The organism is Stenotrophomonas sp. GQ19, assembly GCF_059758695.1.
Map to the genome: position 1 here is coordinate 165666 of NZ_JCAXES010000005.1, position 17091 is coordinate 182756.

A 17091-nucleotide genomic window follows, 5' to 3' on the forward strand; every position below is an offset into this window, starting at 1 on the left:
CCGAGGCAAAGGAACCCCCATGAGCAGACTGACTGTGATTACCGACCGCGCCCTTGAGCGCGCCCTGGACCTGGCAAGCAGCGCTGGCGACGGCCTCAAGCATGCCGGTGGCAGCCTGCGTCACCTTGGCCCGCAGGCTACGGACTGGATCAAGACCGGTGCCGCACTGGGCGCGGTGAAGACCGGCAGCAAGGTCGCCGCGAAGGTGGTCCGCCGCAATCCGGCCGTCACCATCGCCGCCGCTGCGGTGGGCGTGGGCCTGCTGGGCTACGCGCTGTACCGCAAGCAGCAGAAGAAGAAGCTTGCCAACGGCGGCGTGGTGGACGGCCAGGCGCAGCGCATCAGCGCCCGCAACCGCCGCACCAGCACCGTGGTCGATGAGCACAGCGATATCGGCAGCGACGCCTGATCTGCTGACGCGTCAGCGCAGGTGTATCGAAAGCCGCCGGCCTTGTCCGGCGGTTTTTTTTGGTTTTGCATATGCGTACCAACCAACGGTTGGTACCTACCGGCGGTGTTATCCGATCTGGCGCCACTGGCCTGGTTGCAGGTCGCCCAGCGCGTGCGGGCCCATGGACGCGCGCACCAGGCGCAACGTCGGTAGCCCCACGGCTGCGGTCATCCGCCGTACCTGGCGGTTGCGGCCTTCGCGCAGGGTGACGGCCAGCCAGCTGTCAGGCACGGTCTTGCGGAAGCGCACCGGTGGATCCCGCACCCACAGCGCGGGGGCGGGGTCGAGGCGTTCGATCCTCGCCGGCAGGGTCGGGCCGTCATTGAGCTGCACGCCGTCACGCAGGGCCTGCAGCTGCGCGTCGCTGGGCGTGCCCTCCACCTGCACCCAGTAGGTCTTGTCGGCCTTGTGGCGCGGATCGGTGAGGGTGTGCGCCAGGCCACCGTCGTCGGTGAGCAGCAGCAGGCCCTCGCTGTCGTAGTCCAGCCGCCCGGCCGCATACACCGCCGGCGGCAGCCCGAAGCCGGCCAGGGTCGCGCGCGGTGGCTGGCTGCGGTCGGTGAACTGGCACAGCACGTTGAAGGGTTTGTTGAAGGCGATCAGCATGGCGGAAACAACAGCGGGGGACGGGCCATTGTCCCATCCCCCGCTCGTCTGTGATGCAGGCCTACCGGCAGCGGGCGCTGCGGGTCAGGGCTTCACGAAGCGCAGGGTCATGCGGTCGCTCTCGCCGATGGCCTGGTACTTCGCATCGTCGGCCTTGTCGTGCTGGTTGGTCGGCGGCAGGGTCCACACCCCGTTCGGGTGGTCCTTGGTGTCGCGCGGGTTGGCGTTGATTTCGCTGCTGCCGGCCAGTTTGAAGCCCGCCGCCTCGGCCATCGCGATCACCTGCTTCTGGCCCACGTAGCCGCTCTTGTCGTCGGCCGGCACATCGGCCTTGGCACGGTGTTCAACCACGCCCAGCACGCCACCGGGCTTGAGCACCTTGTAGAAGCCGGTGAACATGCCCTCGGCCTGGTTGGCGCTGCGCCAGTTGTGCACATTGCGGAAGGTCAGCACCACGTCGGCCGAGTTGTCCGCACCGAACTGCGGGGCGGTCGGGTTGTAGGCCACCACTTTGCTCTTGCCATACAGCGCGGCATTGGCGGCGAACTTCTTGTCCAGGCCGTCGCGGCTGCGCTGCTGGTAGTCACGGCCGCGACCTTCGGGCACCGCCATCGGGTCGACCACCGCCGCGACATAGGTGCCCTTGTCGTGCAGCAGCGGGCCCAGGATTTCCGCGTACCAGCCGCCGCCCGGGGTGATCTCGATGACGGTCTTGCCCGGTGCCACGCCGAAGAACGACAGCGTCTGCGCCGGATGCCGCCACGCATCGCGCTTGACGTTGGCCGGGTCGCGCCAGGTGCCCTGCACCGCCGTCTGCACCGCCGGGGTGATCGCGATCTGTGCATTGGGGCCGGCCGGCTTGGTCGCCAGGGCCGGGGCGGACAGCAGCAGCGTGGACAAGGTGAACAGGCAGGCAGTGGTCAGCGAACGGGTTTTCATCGGCGTCTTCCAGTGGCGGGATGCGGCGAGACTAGCAGCCGCGATGCCCAAGGTGTTCACAAAACGTTAGTGCGATGCAGCACGGCGGAACACTGTTTTGTGGCAGCCGCCGCAGCGCTGTCATGGCCGCGGAACTATGCTGATGCATTGGATTTCCACAGGAGCACCTCTCCCATGACTGCATCGCGCGAACTCGGCCGCTCCGGCCTGACTGTGCAACCCATTGCCTTCGGCGGCAACGTCTTCGGCTGGAGCGCCGACGAGAAAACCTCGTTCGCGCTGCTGGATGCCTTCGTCGACGCCGGCTTCAACCTGGTGGATACCGCCGACGCGTATTCGGCCTGGGTGCCGGGCAACAGCGGCGGCGAATCGGAGACCATCCTGGGCCGCTGGTTCAAGCACAGCGGCAAGCGCGACAAGGTGGTGCTGGCCACCAAGGTGGCCAAGTGGGCCGAGCGCCCGGGCCTGTCGGCCGACAACATCGCCGCGGCGGTGGAAGATTCGCTGCGCCGCCTGCAGACCGATGTGATCGATCTCTACCAGGCCCATGAAGACGACGAATCCACGCCGCTGGAAACCACCCTGGCCGCGTTCGGCCGCCTGATCGAACAGGGCAAGGTGCGCGCCATCGGCGCGTCCAACTACAGCGCCAGCCGCCTGCGCGATGCGCTTGCGGTGTCGGCCGACTACGCGCTGCCGCGCTATGAAACGTTGCAGCCGGAGTACAACCTGTACGACCGCGCCGGCTACGAGGCAGAACTGGAACCGCTGGTGCGCGACCAGGGCATCGGCGTGATCAGCTACTACTCGCTGGCCAGCGGCTTCCTGAGCGGGAAGTACCGCAGTGCCGCCGATGCAAGCAAGAGCAGCGCGCGCGGCAAGCGCGTGGTGGACAAGTACCTCAATCCGCGCGGCCTGCGCATCCTGACCGCGCTGGACGACATCGCCAGCACGCACGGTGCCAGTGCGTCGCAGGTGGCGCTGGCATGGCTGATCGCGCGGCCCGGCATTACCGCGCCGATCGTCAGCGCCACCAGCGTCGCGCAGTTGAAGGATGTGCTGGCGGCCGCGCAGGTGGCGCTGTCGGCCGAGGATGTGGCGCAGCTGGATGCCGCCAGCACCGAGCAGGGCTGAGCCCGGCGGCCCACGTGTCGCACACGCAGCCGCCGCGAGGCGGCTGCGTCGTTTACGTCATGCCGTGGTGCACGGCCGCGATGCAACGGCGGTCGTTGCATTCGGCCGACATAATGTGAGGATTACATAGTCCGCTTGCAGCGGGAAACAAACCCGGGTAATGTTCGCGCCCATCGCCGCAGCCTGCGGCACCCTTCCACCCAACCGAGCCCGTCATGTCCCTTCGTTTCTCCGCCATCGCCAAGCGACTGCACCGCGCAACAACTGCGCTGCGTCCGTGCGACGTTGCGGGCAAGGCCGACGCGCTGACCATCGACTGATCTTCCCGCACGGAGATCGGTCACCGATCTCCGAGGCACGCCAACGCCCTCGGATGCTGCATCCGGGGGCGTTTTCGTTTGCGTTGGCGTCGCCCCACCTTCCGATCACATGGCGTGATCTTCCATCGTCCACACCCGGGCAAGCACTGCCTGACCACACGGACGTGTTGCCACGAGGCGCGAAAGCGCTGTGCCCAGGTGTGGGGCACGGGCAGCGGGAGATGATGTCTTTTTTATTATGCGTGCCGGTTTACCCGGCGCTGCCTGGCCGTGTCCCGAGATTATCTGGCACCGCCACGCAATGGAATGAATGACCATGAACATAGAATCCACTTTTGAGCTGCTGCACGCCGAGGGCACCACCCCCATCAAGGGCTGGGTCCACGGCGTACCCGTGGACGAACTGGCCCAGGCGCAACTGCGCAACATCGCCGCGGTGCCGTTCGTCGGCCCGTGGGTGGCGGTGATGCCGGACGTACACGTAGGCAAGGGAGCCACCGTGGGCTCGGTGATCCCCACCCGCGGCGCGATCATTCCGGCTGCGGTCGGCGTGGACATCGGCTGCGGCATGGCGGCGGTGCGCACTACGCTGCGTGCCGAGGACCTGCCCGACAACCTGGCCCGGCTGCGCAGTGACATCGAGCGCAGCGTGCCGGTGGGCAATGGCCGCGGCGGCGAGCACCGGCAGCTGCCGGACAGCATCCACAGCCGCATCGTGCGGTCCGGGCTGGTCGAGCGACTGGATGCCATCAAGCAACGGCACCGGCGCGTGCGCACCGACAAGCTGGCCTGCCAGATCGGCACGCTCGGCGGCGGCAACCACTTCATCGAGATCTGCCTGGATGAAACCGGGGCGGTGTGGGTGATGCTGCACAGCGGATCGCGCGGTACCGGCAACCTGATCGGCACCTACTTCATCGAGCAGGCGCGCGAGCAGCTGGCCCGGCGCGTGCTCGGCTTCCACCTGCCGGACAAGGACCTGGCCTTCTTCATGCAGGGCGAACCGTTGTTCGATGACTACGTGCAGGCCGTGTCGTGGGCGCAGGATTACGCCCGCGAGAACCGCGAGGCGATGATGGCGCGGGTGCTGGCCGAGATGCGCCTGCGGCTGCCGAAGTTCCAGTTGGAGAAGCTGGCGGTGAACTGCCACCACAACTATGTGCAGACCGAGACCCACGGTGGCGAGGAGCTGCTGGTGACCCGCAAGGGTGCGGTCAGCGCGCGCGCCGGCGAACTGGGGATCATCCCGGGCAGCATGGGCACGCGCAGCTATATCGTGCGTGGCAAGGGCAATGCCGAGAGCTTCCACAGCTGCAGCCACGGTGCCGGCCGCGTGATGAGTCGCAGCGCGGCGCGCCAGCAGATCACCCTGGCCCAGCACCGCGAGGCGACCGCGCACGTGGAATGCCGCAAGGATGCCGCGGTGATCGACGAGTCACCCGCGGCCTACAAGTCGATCGACGCGGTGATGGCCGCGCAGCGCGACCTGGTGGAGGTGGTGCACACGCTGCGCCAGGTGGTGTGCATCAAGGGCTGAGCAGGCAGAACGGGGCGGCCACCAACCGGTGGCCGTGGATGTGTCAAACCGCGCTGTCTTCGGCCACCAGCGCGTGGTGCAGGCTCACGCCCGCGCGCACGCCTTCGGCGCTGGCCAGGCTGATGTTGCCGACCAGCGTCGCGTCGCCGGCCGCGTAGATGCCGGGCACGCTGGTCTGCTTGCCCGCATCGACCTGCACGAGTACGCCCACCGGGCTGTCCTCCAGTGCGCAGCCGAGCTGCTGGACCAGCGGCGTCGCCATCTGCTGGCGCGCGGTAACAAACAGCGCACGCAGTTCCACCCGGCGGCCATCGGCAAGCAGCGCAGCGCTCAACGCGGGTGCCTCGCCCTCCAGGCCAACCACCGCCTCGTGCTCGATGCTCACGCCGCGACGCTGCAGGGCGGCCAGTTCCTCTGCGGTGAGCGCCATGCCGTGCGCGAACAGGGTGACCTGACCCCAATCGGCGAGCAGGGCCGCCATCGTGACCGACTTCTCGTGCCCGCCCAGCAGACCGATCGCGCCGCCGCCGATTTCATAGCCATGGCAGTACGGGCAATGCACCACGCTGTGACCCCAGCGCTCGGCCAGGCCAGGCAGGTCGGGCAGATTGTCGCGGATGCCGGTGGCCAGCAGCAGTTTGCGCGTGGCCCAGTTCTCGTTGCTGGCGGTCGCCACCACGAAGCCATCGACCGTGGGCTGGGCCGTGGTGACGGTGTCGCTGATCCAGCGCACGGTGGGGTACTCCAGCAGCTGCGCCTTGGCGTTGCGCAGCAGCTCGGCCCCGGCGATGCCGTCCTGGCCCAGCACGCCGTGCGAATGCGCGGCGAAGCGGTTGCGCGGCAGGCCGCTGTCGATCACCAGGACCTCGCGGCGCGCACGCGCCAGGATCAGGGCGGCGGACAGGCCGGCGAAACTGCCGCCGACGACAATGGCATCAACGGTCATGGGGAACTCCTGCTGCATGGTGGGCCAGGTGACGGGCGAAGGCCTCGCCGAGGGTGGCCAGGGTGGTGCCACGCAGGCGCTGCTCAAGCAGGGCCTGGGCCTGGCGGTAGCTGTCATCCAGTGCGTCGTTGACCACCTGCTGCACCGGGCAGCCGCGCCCGGTTTCGCGGGCACCGGTGTACAGCAGCGCCGGCGCGCCGATCGCCACGTACACGTCATGCAGGGTGATCTGCGCCGGTGCGCGGGCCAGCTGGCTGCCGCCGCCGTGGCCACGCACGCTGGTGACCAGCCCGCCCTTCTGCAGGGCGGCGAGCAGGCGCCGGATCACCACCGGGTGGGTGGGCAGGCAGGTGGCGAGCTGCTCGGAGGTACGCGGGCCGTCCTGGCCGACCAGGTGGGCCATCACGTGCAGGGCATCGGAGAACTGGTTGCTGGATTTCATGTAACAACACTAGTTACAAATTGAGCCGATGTCCAGCGGGCGCTTCCATACGGTTTCGGGCGGCTGTCACACGCTCTTCATGTTGTTAATTAGGACATTAATGTGATCCGCATCTCACTTCAGAAGAGGAGGGGGTAAACCGATACCGCATCGCCCTCCCTCACTTTCAATTCCCATGAACATGACGTCCGGCGCCCCCACCCGCGCCTTGAGCCTGCAGTTCAAACTGCTGGGCGCGCTGTCGCTCGGCCTGGCCATCGTGGTGCTGTGCGCCCTGGCCGGCCTCGGTTCGGCCTGGCTGAACCTGTCCACCGCGGTACCGCCGGAGGTGGCCCGCAATACGCAGGCCGAAGCGCTGCAGCGCGAGTTCCGGCTGCAGGTGCAGGAGTGGAAGAACGTGCTGATCCGCGGCAGCGATGCGGCACTGCGTGCGCGCCACCTGGCCGCTTTCGACCGCCAGGGCGACAAGACCCGCACGCTGGGCAAGGACCTGGCCACCAGCAGCGATGCCGGCACCGCACGCCTGGCCGCCCAGTTCATGGCCCAGCATGCCGCGCTTGAAAAGGACTACCACGGCGCGCTCGACGCCTTCGCCGCCAGCGGCTACAGCCCGCTGGAGGGGGATGCGCTGGTGCGCGGCAAGGACCGCGCGTTGGGCACCACGCTGGACGCGTTGGGCAACCGCACCGCCGCGGTCGCCGAGCAGGCTGTGCAGGCCCGTTCCGAACAGGCGCGGCGGACGCTGCTGGTGTGCGCGGCACTGACCGCCGCGGCTGCAGTGGTGCTGATGGGCCTGCTGGCGGTGTGGCTGCGCCGCGCGGTGATTGCGCCGGTAGTGGCGGTGGAAGCGGCCGCACGCGCCGTGGCGCGTGGCGAGCTTGACCATAGCGTGCAGGTCAACAGCCGCGACGAAATCGGTCGCCTCGGCCAGGCCATGATGGCGGTGACACGCACGCTCAAGGACGTGCTGGCTGCGCAGGCCACCATGGCCGAACGCCACGAGGCCGGCCAGATCAGCTACCGCATGGACGACAGCGCCTTCCCCGGCGGCTACGGCCAGATGGTCCGCGACAGCAACGCACTGGTGGCCGCGCACATCCAGGTCAAGATGCGCGCCATCGAGATCATGGGCCGCTACGCGGTGGGCGACCTGTCGCAGGACATGGAACGCCTGCCCGGCGAGAAGGCGGTGATCACCCAGTCGCTGGACCGGGTCAAGGCCAACCTCGGCGCGATCAATGCGGAGATCAAGCAGTTGGCCAGTGCGGCAGCGGCCGGCGATTTCAGCCAGCGCGGCGACGAGGCACGCTACGAGCACGATTTCCGCGACATGGTGGGGGGGCTCAACCAGCTGATGCAGACCACCGAGCGCGACCTGGACCAGGTTTCCACGGTGCTGCAGGCGATCGCGCGTGGCGACCTGAGCGCGCGCATGCACGGCCAGTTCCATGGCGTGTTCGCGCGCATCCGCGACGACGTGGCGCTGACCAGCGGCCAGCTCACCGGCATCGTGGGCGACATCAAGCGTGCCGCGCAGTCGATCCAGACCGCCGCCGGCGAAATCGCCGCGGGCAACAGCGACCTGTCCCAGCGCACCGAACAACAGGCCGCCAACCTGGAGGAAACCGCCGCTTCGATGGAGGAGCTAACCTCGACCGTACGCCAGAACGCTGAGCACGCGCGACAGGCCAACCAGCTGGCCATCGGCGCACACGCGGTGGCCTCGCAGGGCGGTGCGGTGGTGGGCCAGGTGGTGCAGACCATGGGCGCGATTGAAACCTCGTCGAAGAAGATCGCCGAGATCATTTCGGTGATCGACGGCATCGCGTTCCAGACCAACATCCTGGCGCTCAACGCGGCCGTGGAAGCGGCGCGTGCCGGCGAACAGGGGCGCGGTTTTGCGGTGGTGGCCAGCGAAGTACGCACGCTGGCGCAGCGCTCGGCCGGCGCGGCCAAGGAAATCAAGACGCTGATCGATGCTTCGGTCGGCGATGTCGCCACCGGCGCGCGGCTGGTGCAGCAGGCCGGGCAGACCATGGGCGAGATCGTCACCGGCGTGCAGCGGGTGACCGACATCATGGCCGAGATCGCCGCCGCATCGCAGGAGCAGTCGGCCGGTATCGAACAGGTCAACCAGACCGTTGTGCACATGGACGAAGCCACCCAGCAGAACGCCGCCCTGGTGGAAGAGGCGTCGGCGGCGGCACGCAGCATGGAAGAACAGGCGGTGGCATTGAACGACGCCGTGGACGTGTTCGTGCTGGACGCCGGGCGCGCGCCGGCGCCGGGGCTGTCGCGCGCGGCGTGATCCAACGCGGCGCCGGCCTTGGGCCGGCGTCAGCGCGCGGATCAGCGCACGTAGGGGTCGCCCACCATCGCCGCCGCCAGGTGGTCCAGGAACGAGCTGATCCGCGCCGACACCGCGGTGTTGCGGTAGTAAACGGCGTGGATCGGCTGGCGCACCTCCACGGTGAGGTCGGGCAGCAGCTGCACCAGGCGGCCGTCCTGGCGGTCGCGGTGGGTCATGAAGTCGGACAGGCAGACGATGCCCACCCCTTCCAGCGCCAGCGCGCGCAGCGTTTCGCCGCTGGACACCGCCATCGCCGGGCGCACATGCAGCAGCGCGTCGGTGTCGCCGGGCAGCGGCCAGTGGTTGAGCGAGTCCGGCTCATTGAAGCCCAGCAGCGTGTGCGTGCGCAGGTCGGCCACGCTGGCCGGGGTGCCGTGCTGCTGCAGGTAGCCCGGGCTGGCCAGCACGCGCAGCCGGCTGTGGGCCAGCGGCCGCGCATGCAGGGTGGAATCGGCCAGCGGCCCGATCCGGATCGCCACGTCGGTGCGCCGTTCCAGCAGGTCGATGTAGCGCTCGCTGCTGTTGAGTTCCAGCACCACGTCGGGGTAACGCGCGCGGTAGCCCGCCACCAGCGGCGCGATCGCGTGCAGCACGAACGGCATCGCCGCATCCACGCGCAAGCGGCCCGCCGGCCGGTCGCGACGGGCGGCGAGCTGTTCCTCGGCCGCTTCCACCGACGCCACGATCGCGCGCGCGTGGGCCAGGAACGCATCGCCCTCTTCCGTGAGCTGCAGGCGCCGGGTGGTGCGGGTCAGCAGCGTGGTGCCCAGCTTCTCTTCCAGCCGGCCCAGCGCGCGGCTCACCCCGGAGGTGGTCTGGCCCAGGGTTTCGGCGGCGGCGGTGATCGAACCGCTGTCGATCACGGCAATGAAGGCCTGCATTTCGTCGAGGGTGGTTTTCATGGCGGGCACGCGGCGGACAGAGGCCCATTATTGACCATCAGGCAAGAGTGATTGGCGTGAAGGCCGCTTTTTCGGCAAGAGTGCGGCGCGCAGACTGCGCAGCCTCACCTCCCACCGGTAACCGTCATGTCCCGTGGTATTCCCTTGGCCCTGCTGGCGCTCACCCTCGGTGCGTATGCCATCGGCACCACCGAATTCGTCATCGTCGGGTTGATCCCGACCATCGCCGCCGACCTGGGCGTGTCCCTGCCCTCGGCCGGCCTGCTGGTCTCGCTGTACGCCCTGGGCGTGGCGATCGGCGCACCGGTGCTCACCGCGCTCACCGGCCGGGTGCCGCGCAAGACCCTGCTGGTGGCCTTGATGGTGCTGTTCACGCTGGGCAACGTGATTGCCTGGATGGCGCCCGGCTATGGCTCGCTGATCGTGGCGCGGGTGCTCACCGGCCTGGCGCACGGCGTGTTCTTCTCGATCGGGTCGATCATCGCCACCTCGGTGGTGCCCAAGGAGAAGGCCGCCAGCGCGATCGCGATCATGTTCACCGGGCTCACGGTGGCGCTGGTTACCGGCGTGCCGCTGGGTACCTTCATCGGCCAGCACCTGGGCTGGCGCGCCACCTTCCTGGCGGTGGCCGCGCTCGGCGTGATCGCGCTGATCGGCAGCCTGCTGTTCGTGCCGCGCAACCTGCAGCGCAGCGAACCGGCCACGTTCGGCCAGCAGCTTTCGGTGCTGGCCCAGCCGCGCCTGCTGCTGGTGTATGCCATCACCGCACTGGGCTACGGCGGCACCTTCCTGTCGTTCACCTACCTGGCCTCGATCCTGCAGGACGTCACCGGTTTTTCGGCCAATGCGGTCAGCGGCGTGCTGCTGGTGTACGGCGTGTCGGTGGCGATCGGCAACCTGTGGGGCGGCCGCCTGGCCGACCGTCGCGGCCCGATCCCGGCGCTGAAGCTGATCTTCGGTTTGCTCGCGGCCGTGTTGTTCGTGCTGACCTTCACCGCCTACAACACCTGGCTGGTGCTGCTGACGGTCCTGGCCCTGGGCGCGGTGGCGTTCGGCAACGTGCCGGGGCTGCAGGTGTACGTGGTCAAGCAGGCGCAGCGCTTTGCCCCGCAGGCCGCCGACGTGGCGTCGGGCCTGAACATCGCCGCGTTCAACGTCGGCATCGCGCTCGGTGCCTCGCTGGGCGGGCTGGTGGTGGACCATTTCGGCCTGATGCACACCCCGTGGCTGGGTGCGCTGGTGGTGATGGGTGCCTTCGGCCTGACCGCGTTGAGCGGTCGCCTGGATCGCCGCGATGGCGTGGCCGACCGCGCCGAAGGCATCGCCGTGGGCGCGCATTGAGGGATTCCGGTCGCGGACCCGTGACAGCCGCCGACTGATGGTCGGCTCTACCTGACCACAGCCGACCAACGGTCGGCTCTACCGTCGTTTTACGGTGCACGGCGTAGCCTGCACCTCACCCCATGAAGGAGTTTCCATGAGCATTCCCGCATTCGGCCTCGGCACGTTCCGCCTGAAGGGCCAGACCGTCATCGACTCGGTCCGCAACGCATTGGACGTGGGCTACCGCGCCGTCGACACCGCGCAGATCTACGACAACGAGGCCGAGGTTGGCCAGGCCATCGCCGAATCCGGCGTGGCCCGCGACGATCTGTTCCTGACCACCAAGGTGTGGATCGCCAACTTCAGCCACGACGCGCTGCTGGACAGCCTACGCGAGAGCCTGCGCAAGCTGCGCACCGACCATGTCGAGCTCACCTTGATCCATTGGCCGTCGCCCAAGGATGCGGTGCCGATGGCCGAGTACCTGGGCGCGTTGGCCGAAGCGAAGTCGCTGGGCCTGACCCGGCAGATCGGCATTTCCAACTTCACCATCGACCTGACCCGCCAGGCCATCACGATCCTGGGCGCCGATGCCATCGCCACCAACCAGATCGAAGTCCACCCCTACCTGCAGAACCGCGCCCTGATCGCGTTCCTGAAGGAACAGGGCATCCACGTGACCGCCTACATGAGCCTGGCCTACGGCGAAGTGCTCAAGGACCCGGTGATCCAGGCGATCGCCGAACGCCACCAGGCCACCCCGGCCCAGGTAGCGCTGGCGTGGGCGCTGCAGCAGGGCTTCGCGGTGATCCCCTCCTCCACCAAGCGCGAGAACCTGGCCAGCAACCTGCTCGCCGCCGACCTGCGCCTGAGCGATGAGGACATGGCCCAGATCGCCACGCTGGACCGCGGCCAGCGGCTGGCCAACCCGGATGGGATTGCGCCGGCCTGGGATTGAACGAGGCGGCACGGTCGGTGTTCGCCTTGGTCATCCGCGCCTTCTGACCGTCTTCCGAATGTACGCGGCGGTAGGGTCGGATCCCTATCGACCGCCGACCATGTGAATCGGCGCGGCGAACGCAGGACCCTGGCCGAAGCGCGTGCTTCGACGCGGGTCATGCCATCACCGAACGTGGCGCGTTTCACGGCAGTCGATCGGGATGCGACCCTACCGGGGTCGCTTTCCCGGTGTTGGTCATCCGCACCTTCTGACCGTCTTCCGAATGTACGCGGCGGTAGGGTCGGATCCCTATCGACCGCCGACCATGTGAATCGGTGCGGCGAACGCAGGACCCTGGCCGAAGCGCGTGCCTCGATGCGGGTCATGCCATCACCGAACGTGGCGCGTTTCACGGCAGTCGATCGGGATGCGACCCTACCGGGGGTCGCTTTCCCGGTGTTGGTCATCCGCACCTTCTGACCGTCTTCCGAATGTAACCGGCGGTAGGGTCGGATCCCTATCGACCGCCGACCGTGTGCATCAGCGCAGCGAACGCATGACCCTGGCCGAAGCGCGTGCTTCGACGCGGGTCATGCCATCACCGAACGTGGCGCGTTTCACGGCAGTCGATCGGGATGCGACCCTACCGGGGTCGCCTTCCCGGTGTTGGTCATCCGCACCTTCTGGCCGTCTTCCGAATGTAACCGGCGGTAGGGTCGGATCCCGATCGACCACCGACCATGTGAATCGGTGCGGCGAACGCAGGACCCTGGCCGAAGCGCGTGCCTCGATGCGGGTCATGCCATCACCGAACGTGGCGCGTTTCACGGCAGTCGATCCGGATGCGACCCTACCGGGGGTCGCTTTCCCGGTGTTGGTCATCCGCACCTTCTGGCCGTCTTCCGAATGTAACCGGCGGTAGGGTCGGATCCCAATCGACCGCCGACCATGTGAATCGGGGCGGCGAACGCATGACCCTGGCCGAAGCGCGTGCTTCGACGCGGGTCATGCCATCACCGAACGTGGCGCGTTTCACGGCAGTCGATCCGGATGCGACCCTACCGGGGGTCGCTTTCCCGGTGTTGGTCATCCGCACCTTCTGACCGTCTTCCGAATGTAACCGGCGGTAGGGTCGGATCCCTATCGACCGCCGACCGTGTGCATCAGCGCAGCGAACGCATGACCCTGGCCGAAGCGCGTGCTTCGACGCGGGTCATGCCATCACCGAACGTGGCGCGTTTCACGGCAGTCGATCGGGATGCGACCCTACCGGGGTCGCCTTCCCGGTGTTGGTCATCCGCACCTTCTGGCCGTCTTCCGAATGTAACCGGCGGTAGGGTCGGATCCCGATCGACCACCGACCATGTGAATCGGTGCGGCGAACGCAGGACCCTGGCCGAAGCGCGTGCCTCGATGCGGGTCATGCCATCACCGAACGTGGCGCGTTTCACGGCAGTCGATCCGGATGCGACCCTACCGGGGGTCGCTTTCCCGGTGTTGGTCATCCGCACCTTCTGGCCGTCTTCCGAATGTAACCGGCGGTAGGGTCGGATCCCAATCGACCGCCGACCATGTGAATCGGGGCGGCGAACGCATGACCCTGGCCGAAGCGCGTGCTTCGACGAGGGTCATGCCATCACCGAACGTGGCGCGTTTCACGGCAGTCGATCGGGATCCGACCCTACCGGGAGCAGCGGGCGCGGCGACAGTGCCGGATCAGGCGTGCAACCACGCGCGCATCGCCGCGCTCACCTCGTCCGGTTTCTCCATCGGTGCCAGGTGCCCGCAATCGGGCAGCACCACCAGCGTGGAGCCCGGGACCAGCGCATGCATCTCCTCGCTGATCGCCAGCGGGGTGATGCGGTCGTTGGCGCCGCACACGATCAACAGCGGATCGCGGTAGCCGGCCAGCACGTCGTGGCCATCGCCGCGTTCCAGCGCGCTCTGGCGCAGGAATACCTCCGCGCCCAGCCGCGCGGTCATGTCGCGCACGCGCTGCACCAGCACGTAGTCATCCAGCCGCGAGGCGTCGATGTAGCTGCGCATCAGTGTGTCGCCAAAGCCGTGGAAGGTGCCGGGCAGGCGCACGCTGGCACGCTGCGACTGGCGCTGGGCGGCGCGCTCGGGCGAGTCGGCGTGGATCGAGGTGTCGATCAACGCAAGCCGCAGCACCCGCTCCGGCGCGGTGCGCAGGATCTGCTGGGCGACGAAGCCGCCGAGCGAGAAGCCCGCCAACGCGAAACGCTCGGGCGCCTGCGCCAGCACATCGTCGACCACGGCCTGCATCGTCTCGCCCCGCGTCTGGTCACCCACGATGCAGTCGGCGATGTCGGACAGGTCGGCCACCTGCGCGCGCCAGAGTTCAGCGTCGTTGAGCAGGCCGGGGAGCAGCAGCAGGGGAAGGCGGTCGGTCATGCCCCTATTGTCGCCGCGCCGACGTGCACGGTCCGTGCCGCCGACGGCTCAGTGCGTTGCGGTATCTGGCACGTCCGGCACCTGCACCTCCTGCACCGGCAGGGTCACCACCATCACCGTGGAGTCGTCCGGGTCCAGCCTGGTCTTGAAGCCCAGGCTCTGGCACATCGCCAGCATGGTGCTGTTCTCGCGCAGCACCTGGCCCTCGACGATGTTCAGGCCCAGCCACTTGGCGTACTCGATCATGATCGCCATCAGCCGCCAGCCGATGCCGTGGCCTTTCAGGTCCGAGCGGATCAGGATGCCGTACTCGCCGCGGTCGTAGTCGGCGTCGGCGTGCAGGCGCACCGCGCCGAGCATGTCGCCGCTGCGCGGGTCGATGGCCACCAGCGCGATCGAACGGGCGTAATCGAGCTGGGTCAGGCGCGCGATGAATTCGTGGCTGAAGTGCTTCACCGACTGGAAGAAGCGCAGGCGCAGGTCGTCGTCGGTGACGCGGGCGAAGAACGCGCGGAACAGCGCGTCGTCTTCCGGCCGTACCGGGCGCACGAAGGCCGGCGCGCCGTCGGACAGGGTAATGGTGCGTTCCCATTCCTTGGGATACGGGAATACCGCAAAGCGCGGATGGCCGCGGCCCTTGTGCAGCTTGCGCGAGGGCGCGATGGCCACGCGTGCATCGAGCGCGATCACCCCGTCACGGTCGGCGAGCAGCGGGTTGATGTCCAGGCTGCGGATCTCGGGAATGTCGGCGGCCAGCTGCGCCAGCTTGACCAGGATCAGCGCCACCGCGCGCTCGTCGGCCGCCGGCACGTCGCGGTAGGCCTTGAGGATGCGCGAGACGCGGGTGCGGCCGATCAGCTCGTGCGACAGGCGCAGGTCCAGCGGCGGCAGCGCAAGCGCCTTGTCGTCGATCACTTCGACGGCGGTACCGCCGCGGCCGAACACGATCACCGGTCCGAAGGTGGGGTCGTCGGCGATGCCGGCGATCAGTTCGCGCGCCTTGGGGCGCACGATGGTGGGCTGCACCAGCACGCCGTCGATACGGGCGTCGGGGCGCTTCTCATGCGCGCGCGCGATGATCGAGGTGGCCGCCGCATGCACCGCCTGCAGCGAGCCGAGGTTGAGGCGCACGCCGTCCACATCGGACTTGTGCGGGATGTCAGCGGAAAACACCTTCACCGCCACGGTGGCGCCCTGCTCCAGCAGCGGCTGGGCCAGCTCCATGGCCTCGCGCGCGTCGCGGGCCTGCATCACCGGCGCCGACGGAATGCCATAGGCGGTGAGCAGCTGGTGAGTGGCGATCGGGTCCAGCCACTGCTGGCCGGCCGCCAGCGCAGCCTCGACCAGCGCGCGCGCGGTGGTGGTATCGACCACGAAATCTTCGGGCAGGCTGGGCGGGGTTTCCATCAGCGCGGCCTGCGCGTCGCGGTAACGCACCAGGTGCTGGAAGCCGCGCACGGCCTCGGCTTCGGTGGGATAGGTGGGCACACGCGCGGCGTTGAGCGTGGCGGTGGCCCGGTCATCGTTGCCCAGCCAGACCGCGAACACGGGTTTGTCGCGGTGGTGGCGCGGGCGCAGGCCCAGCGTGCGGGTGAGGGCCTGGGCGGCGTCGGCCGAGGAGGTGAACGCGGTGGGCACGTTGACCACCAGCACGGCATCGTTTTCGCTGTCGGACATCAGCGCGTCGATGGCGGCGGCATAGCGCTCGCCATCGGCGTCGACGACGATGTCGACCGGGTTGCTGCGCGACCAGCCCTGCGGCAGCACGCTGTCCAGCTGCGCCACGGTGGCCGGCGACAGCTCGGCCAGACTGCCGCGCAGGGCCAGCAGCTGGTCCACGGCCAGGCGCCCTACCCCGCCGCCGTTGCTGAGGATGGCCAGCCGGCGGCCCGGGAAGGTACCGAGGCGGCCGAGCGTTTCGGCGGCGGTGAACAGTTCGTCCAGTGCCCCCACGCGCAGCAGGCCGGCGCGGTTGAAGGCGGCGCCGTACACCGCATCGGCGCTGGCCAGCGCCTGCACGTGGGTGTCGGCATCGGGGTTGATGCGGATGTGGCGGCCGGATTTGACCACCACCACCGGCTTGGCACGCGCGGCGGCACGCGCGGCCGACATGAACTTGCGCGCATCGCCGATGTGTTCGACGTAGAGCAGGATGGCGCGGGTGCGGTAGTCGGTGGCGAAGTAGTCGAGGAGGTCACCGAAGTCGACGTCGAGGGTGTCGCCGAGCGAGACGACCGCGGAGAAGCCGACCGAGCGCGCGACGCCCCATTCGACCAGGGCGGCGGCGATGGCGCTGGATTCGGAGATCAGCGCCAGGTCGCCGGCTTGCGGGAAGTGGGCGGCGATGCTGGCATTCAAACGCGCGTGCGGGGCGATAACGCCCAGGCAGTGCGGGCCGAGGATGCGCAGGCCCTTGGCGCGGGCGGCGGTTTCCACCTGCTCGGCCAGCGACCCGGGGCCCTGGCCGAGGTTGGCGGTGAGGATGATGGCGGCGGCCACGCCGCGTTCGGCGGCGGTGGCCACGACCTGGGGCACGATGCTGGCCGGCGCGGTGATGACGACCAGTTCGGGAACCCAGTCGAGGTCCTTGAGGCGTTTGACGGTGCGGATGCCGTCGATGTCGCTGTAGCGGGGGTTGATCCAGGCCACCTTGCCGGGGAAGCCGGTGCTGCGCAGGTTGCGCATGACGGCGCGGCCGGCGGAGCGTTCGCGCGGGCTGCCGCCGATGACGGCAACCGATTGCGGGCGGAAGACGGATTGCAGGTGGTAGGTGCTCATGGGGCCGC

The 17091-nt window shown here is 68.5% G+C and carries 13 protein-coding genes; 6 read left to right on the top strand and 7 right to left on the bottom strand.

Features of this window, described 5'->3' with window-relative positions:
* Positions 1 to 19: 19 nt before the first annotated feature.
* Positions 20 to 409, top strand: coding sequence for a hypothetical protein (locus AC6CHL_RS11845; protein ID WP_038685585.1), 390 nt, complete (start codon positions 20 to 22; stop codon positions 407 to 409).
* 108 nt (positions 410 to 517) lie between these two features.
* On the opposite strand, the gene AC6CHL_RS11850 is transcribed toward AC6CHL_RS11845, so the two are convergent.
* Together AC6CHL_RS11850 and AC6CHL_RS11855 are read right to left on the bottom strand one after the other, a co-directional pair.
* On the bottom strand, positions 518 to 1057 hold the full coding sequence (locus AC6CHL_RS11850; protein ID WP_447596058.1) for a pseudouridine synthase: 540 nt from the start codon (positions 1055 to 1057) through the stop codon (positions 518 to 520).
* An 84-nt stretch (positions 1058 to 1141) separates the two neighbouring features.
* Complete coding sequence (locus AC6CHL_RS11855) at positions 1142 to 1996, bottom strand: class I SAM-dependent methyltransferase (RefSeq protein ID WP_448134710.1); 855 nt, start codon at positions 1994 to 1996, stop codon at positions 1142 to 1144.
* A gap of 174 nt (positions 1997 to 2170) precedes the next feature.
* Between AC6CHL_RS11855 and AC6CHL_RS11860 the strand changes: the two genes are divergently transcribed.
* Both AC6CHL_RS11860 and AC6CHL_RS11865 read left to right on the top strand, forming a co-directional pair.
* Positions 2171 to 3130 carry an aldo/keto reductase gene (locus AC6CHL_RS11860; RefSeq protein ID WP_498294485.1) on the top strand — a complete coding sequence of 320 codons (960 nt, stop codon included), beginning with the start codon at positions 2171 to 2173 and terminating at the stop codon, positions 3128 to 3130.
* 636 nt (positions 3131 to 3766) lie between these two features.
* Complete coding sequence (locus AC6CHL_RS11865; RefSeq protein ID WP_498294487.1) at positions 3767 to 4987, top strand: RtcB family protein; 1221 nt, start codon at positions 3767 to 3769, stop codon at positions 4985 to 4987.
* A 43-nt stretch (positions 4988 to 5030) separates the two neighbouring features.
* Here the strand turns inward: AC6CHL_RS11865 and AC6CHL_RS11870 are convergent, their stop codons facing one another.
* The gene (locus AC6CHL_RS11870; protein ID WP_498294489.1) at positions 5031 to 5933 is read right to left on the bottom strand and encodes an NAD(P)/FAD-dependent oxidoreductase; all 903 of its coding nucleotides are present in this window, start codon (positions 5931 to 5933) and stop codon (positions 5031 to 5033) included.
* On the bottom strand, positions 5923 to 6375 hold the full coding sequence (locus AC6CHL_RS11875) for an Rrf2 family transcriptional regulator (protein ID WP_498294491.1): 453 nt from the start codon (positions 6373 to 6375) through the stop codon (positions 5923 to 5925). The genes AC6CHL_RS11870 and AC6CHL_RS11875 overlap by 11 nt, the downstream gene beginning before the upstream one ends.
* Positions 6376 to 6550: 175 nt before the next feature.
* Between AC6CHL_RS11875 and AC6CHL_RS11880 the strand changes: the two genes are divergently transcribed.
* Positions 6551 to 8683: a methyl-accepting chemotaxis protein gene (locus tag AC6CHL_RS11880; protein ID WP_498294493.1), complete on the top strand. Its 2133-nt coding sequence runs from the start codon at positions 6551 to 6553 to the stop codon at positions 8681 to 8683.
* A gap of 41 nt (positions 8684 to 8724) precedes the next feature.
* On the opposite strand, the gene AC6CHL_RS11885 is transcribed toward AC6CHL_RS11880, so the two are convergent.
* Complete coding sequence (locus tag AC6CHL_RS11885; RefSeq protein ID WP_038685572.1) at positions 8725 to 9627, bottom strand: LysR substrate-binding domain-containing protein; 903 nt, start codon at positions 9625 to 9627, stop codon at positions 8725 to 8727.
* Between the two features lie 126 nt (positions 9628 to 9753).
* On the opposite strand from AC6CHL_RS11885, the gene AC6CHL_RS11890 reads away from it, so the two are divergent.
* Positions 9754 to 10968, top strand: coding sequence for an MFS transporter (locus tag AC6CHL_RS11890; RefSeq protein WP_498294495.1), 1215 nt, complete (start codon positions 9754 to 9756; stop codon positions 10966 to 10968).
* A 136-nt stretch (positions 10969 to 11104) separates the two neighbouring features.
* Positions 11105 to 11908: a 2,5-didehydrogluconate reductase DkgB gene (gene dkgB / locus AC6CHL_RS11895; RefSeq protein WP_038685568.1), complete on the top strand. Its 804-nt coding sequence runs from the start codon at positions 11105 to 11107 to the stop codon at positions 11906 to 11908.
* 1698 nt (positions 11909 to 13606) lie between these two features.
* Here dkgB and AC6CHL_RS11900 read toward each other — a convergent pair.
* Together AC6CHL_RS11900 and AC6CHL_RS11905 are read right to left on the bottom strand one after the other, a co-directional pair.
* Positions 13607 to 14305 carry an alpha/beta fold hydrolase gene (locus tag AC6CHL_RS11900; protein WP_498294497.1) on the bottom strand — a complete coding sequence of 233 codons (699 nt, stop codon included), beginning with the start codon at positions 14303 to 14305 and terminating at the stop codon, positions 13607 to 13609.
* A 48-nt stretch (positions 14306 to 14353) separates the two neighbouring features.
* Positions 14354 to 17083, bottom strand: a complete 2730-nt coding sequence (locus tag AC6CHL_RS11905; RefSeq protein ID WP_141058887.1) for a bifunctional acetate--CoA ligase family protein/GNAT family N-acetyltransferase — start codon at positions 17081 to 17083, stop codon at positions 14354 to 14356.
* Between the last annotated feature and the right edge of the window lie 8 nt (positions 17084 to 17091).

What these genes read in the sequence shown, in the direction of transcription:
- AC6CHL_RS11870 (WP_498294489.1), bottom strand. Translation starts at nt 5,933, where the DNA reads ATGACCGTTGATGCCATTGTCGTCGGCGGCAGTTTCGCCGGCCTGTCC.
- AC6CHL_RS11880 (WP_498294493.1), top strand. Translation starts at nt 6,551, where the DNA reads ATGAACATGACGTCCGGCGCCCCCACCCGCGCCTTGAGCCTGCAGTTC.
- AC6CHL_RS11905 (WP_141058887.1), bottom strand. Translation starts at nt 17,083, where the DNA reads ATGAGCACCTACCACCTGCAATCCGTCTTCCGCCCGCAATCGGTTGCC.
- AC6CHL_RS11875 (WP_498294491.1), bottom strand. Translation starts at nt 6,375, where the DNA reads ATGAAATCCAGCAACCAGTTCTCCGATGCCCTGCACGTGATGGCCCAC.
- AC6CHL_RS11885 (WP_038685572.1), bottom strand. Translation starts at nt 9,627, where the DNA reads ATGAAAACCACCCTCGACGAAATGCAGGCCTTCATTGCCGTGATCGAC.
- AC6CHL_RS11890 (WP_498294495.1), top strand. Translation starts at nt 9,754, where the DNA reads ATGTCCCGTGGTATTCCCTTGGCCCTGCTGGCGCTCACCCTCGGTGCG.
- AC6CHL_RS11860 (WP_498294485.1), top strand. Translation starts at nt 2,171, where the DNA reads ATGACTGCATCGCGCGAACTCGGCCGCTCCGGCCTGACTGTGCAACCC.
- dkgB (WP_038685568.1), top strand. Translation starts at nt 11,105, where the DNA reads ATGAGCATTCCCGCATTCGGCCTCGGCACGTTCCGCCTGAAGGGCCAG.
- AC6CHL_RS11855 (WP_448134710.1), bottom strand. Translation starts at nt 1,996, where the DNA reads ATGAAAACCCGTTCGCTGACCACTGCCTGCCTGTTCACCTTGTCCACG.
- AC6CHL_RS11900 (WP_498294497.1), bottom strand. Translation starts at nt 14,305, where the DNA reads ATGACCGACCGCCTTCCCCTGCTGCTGCTCCCCGGCCTGCTCAACGAC.
- AC6CHL_RS11845 (WP_038685585.1), top strand. Translation starts at nt 20, where the DNA reads ATGAGCAGACTGACTGTGATTACCGACCGCGCCCTTGAGCGCGCCCTG.
- AC6CHL_RS11865 (WP_498294487.1), top strand. Translation starts at nt 3,767, where the DNA reads ATGAACATAGAATCCACTTTTGAGCTGCTGCACGCCGAGGGCACCACC.
- AC6CHL_RS11850 (WP_447596058.1), bottom strand. Translation starts at nt 1,057, where the DNA reads ATGCTGATCGCCTTCAACAAACCCTTCAACGTGCTGTGCCAGTTCACC.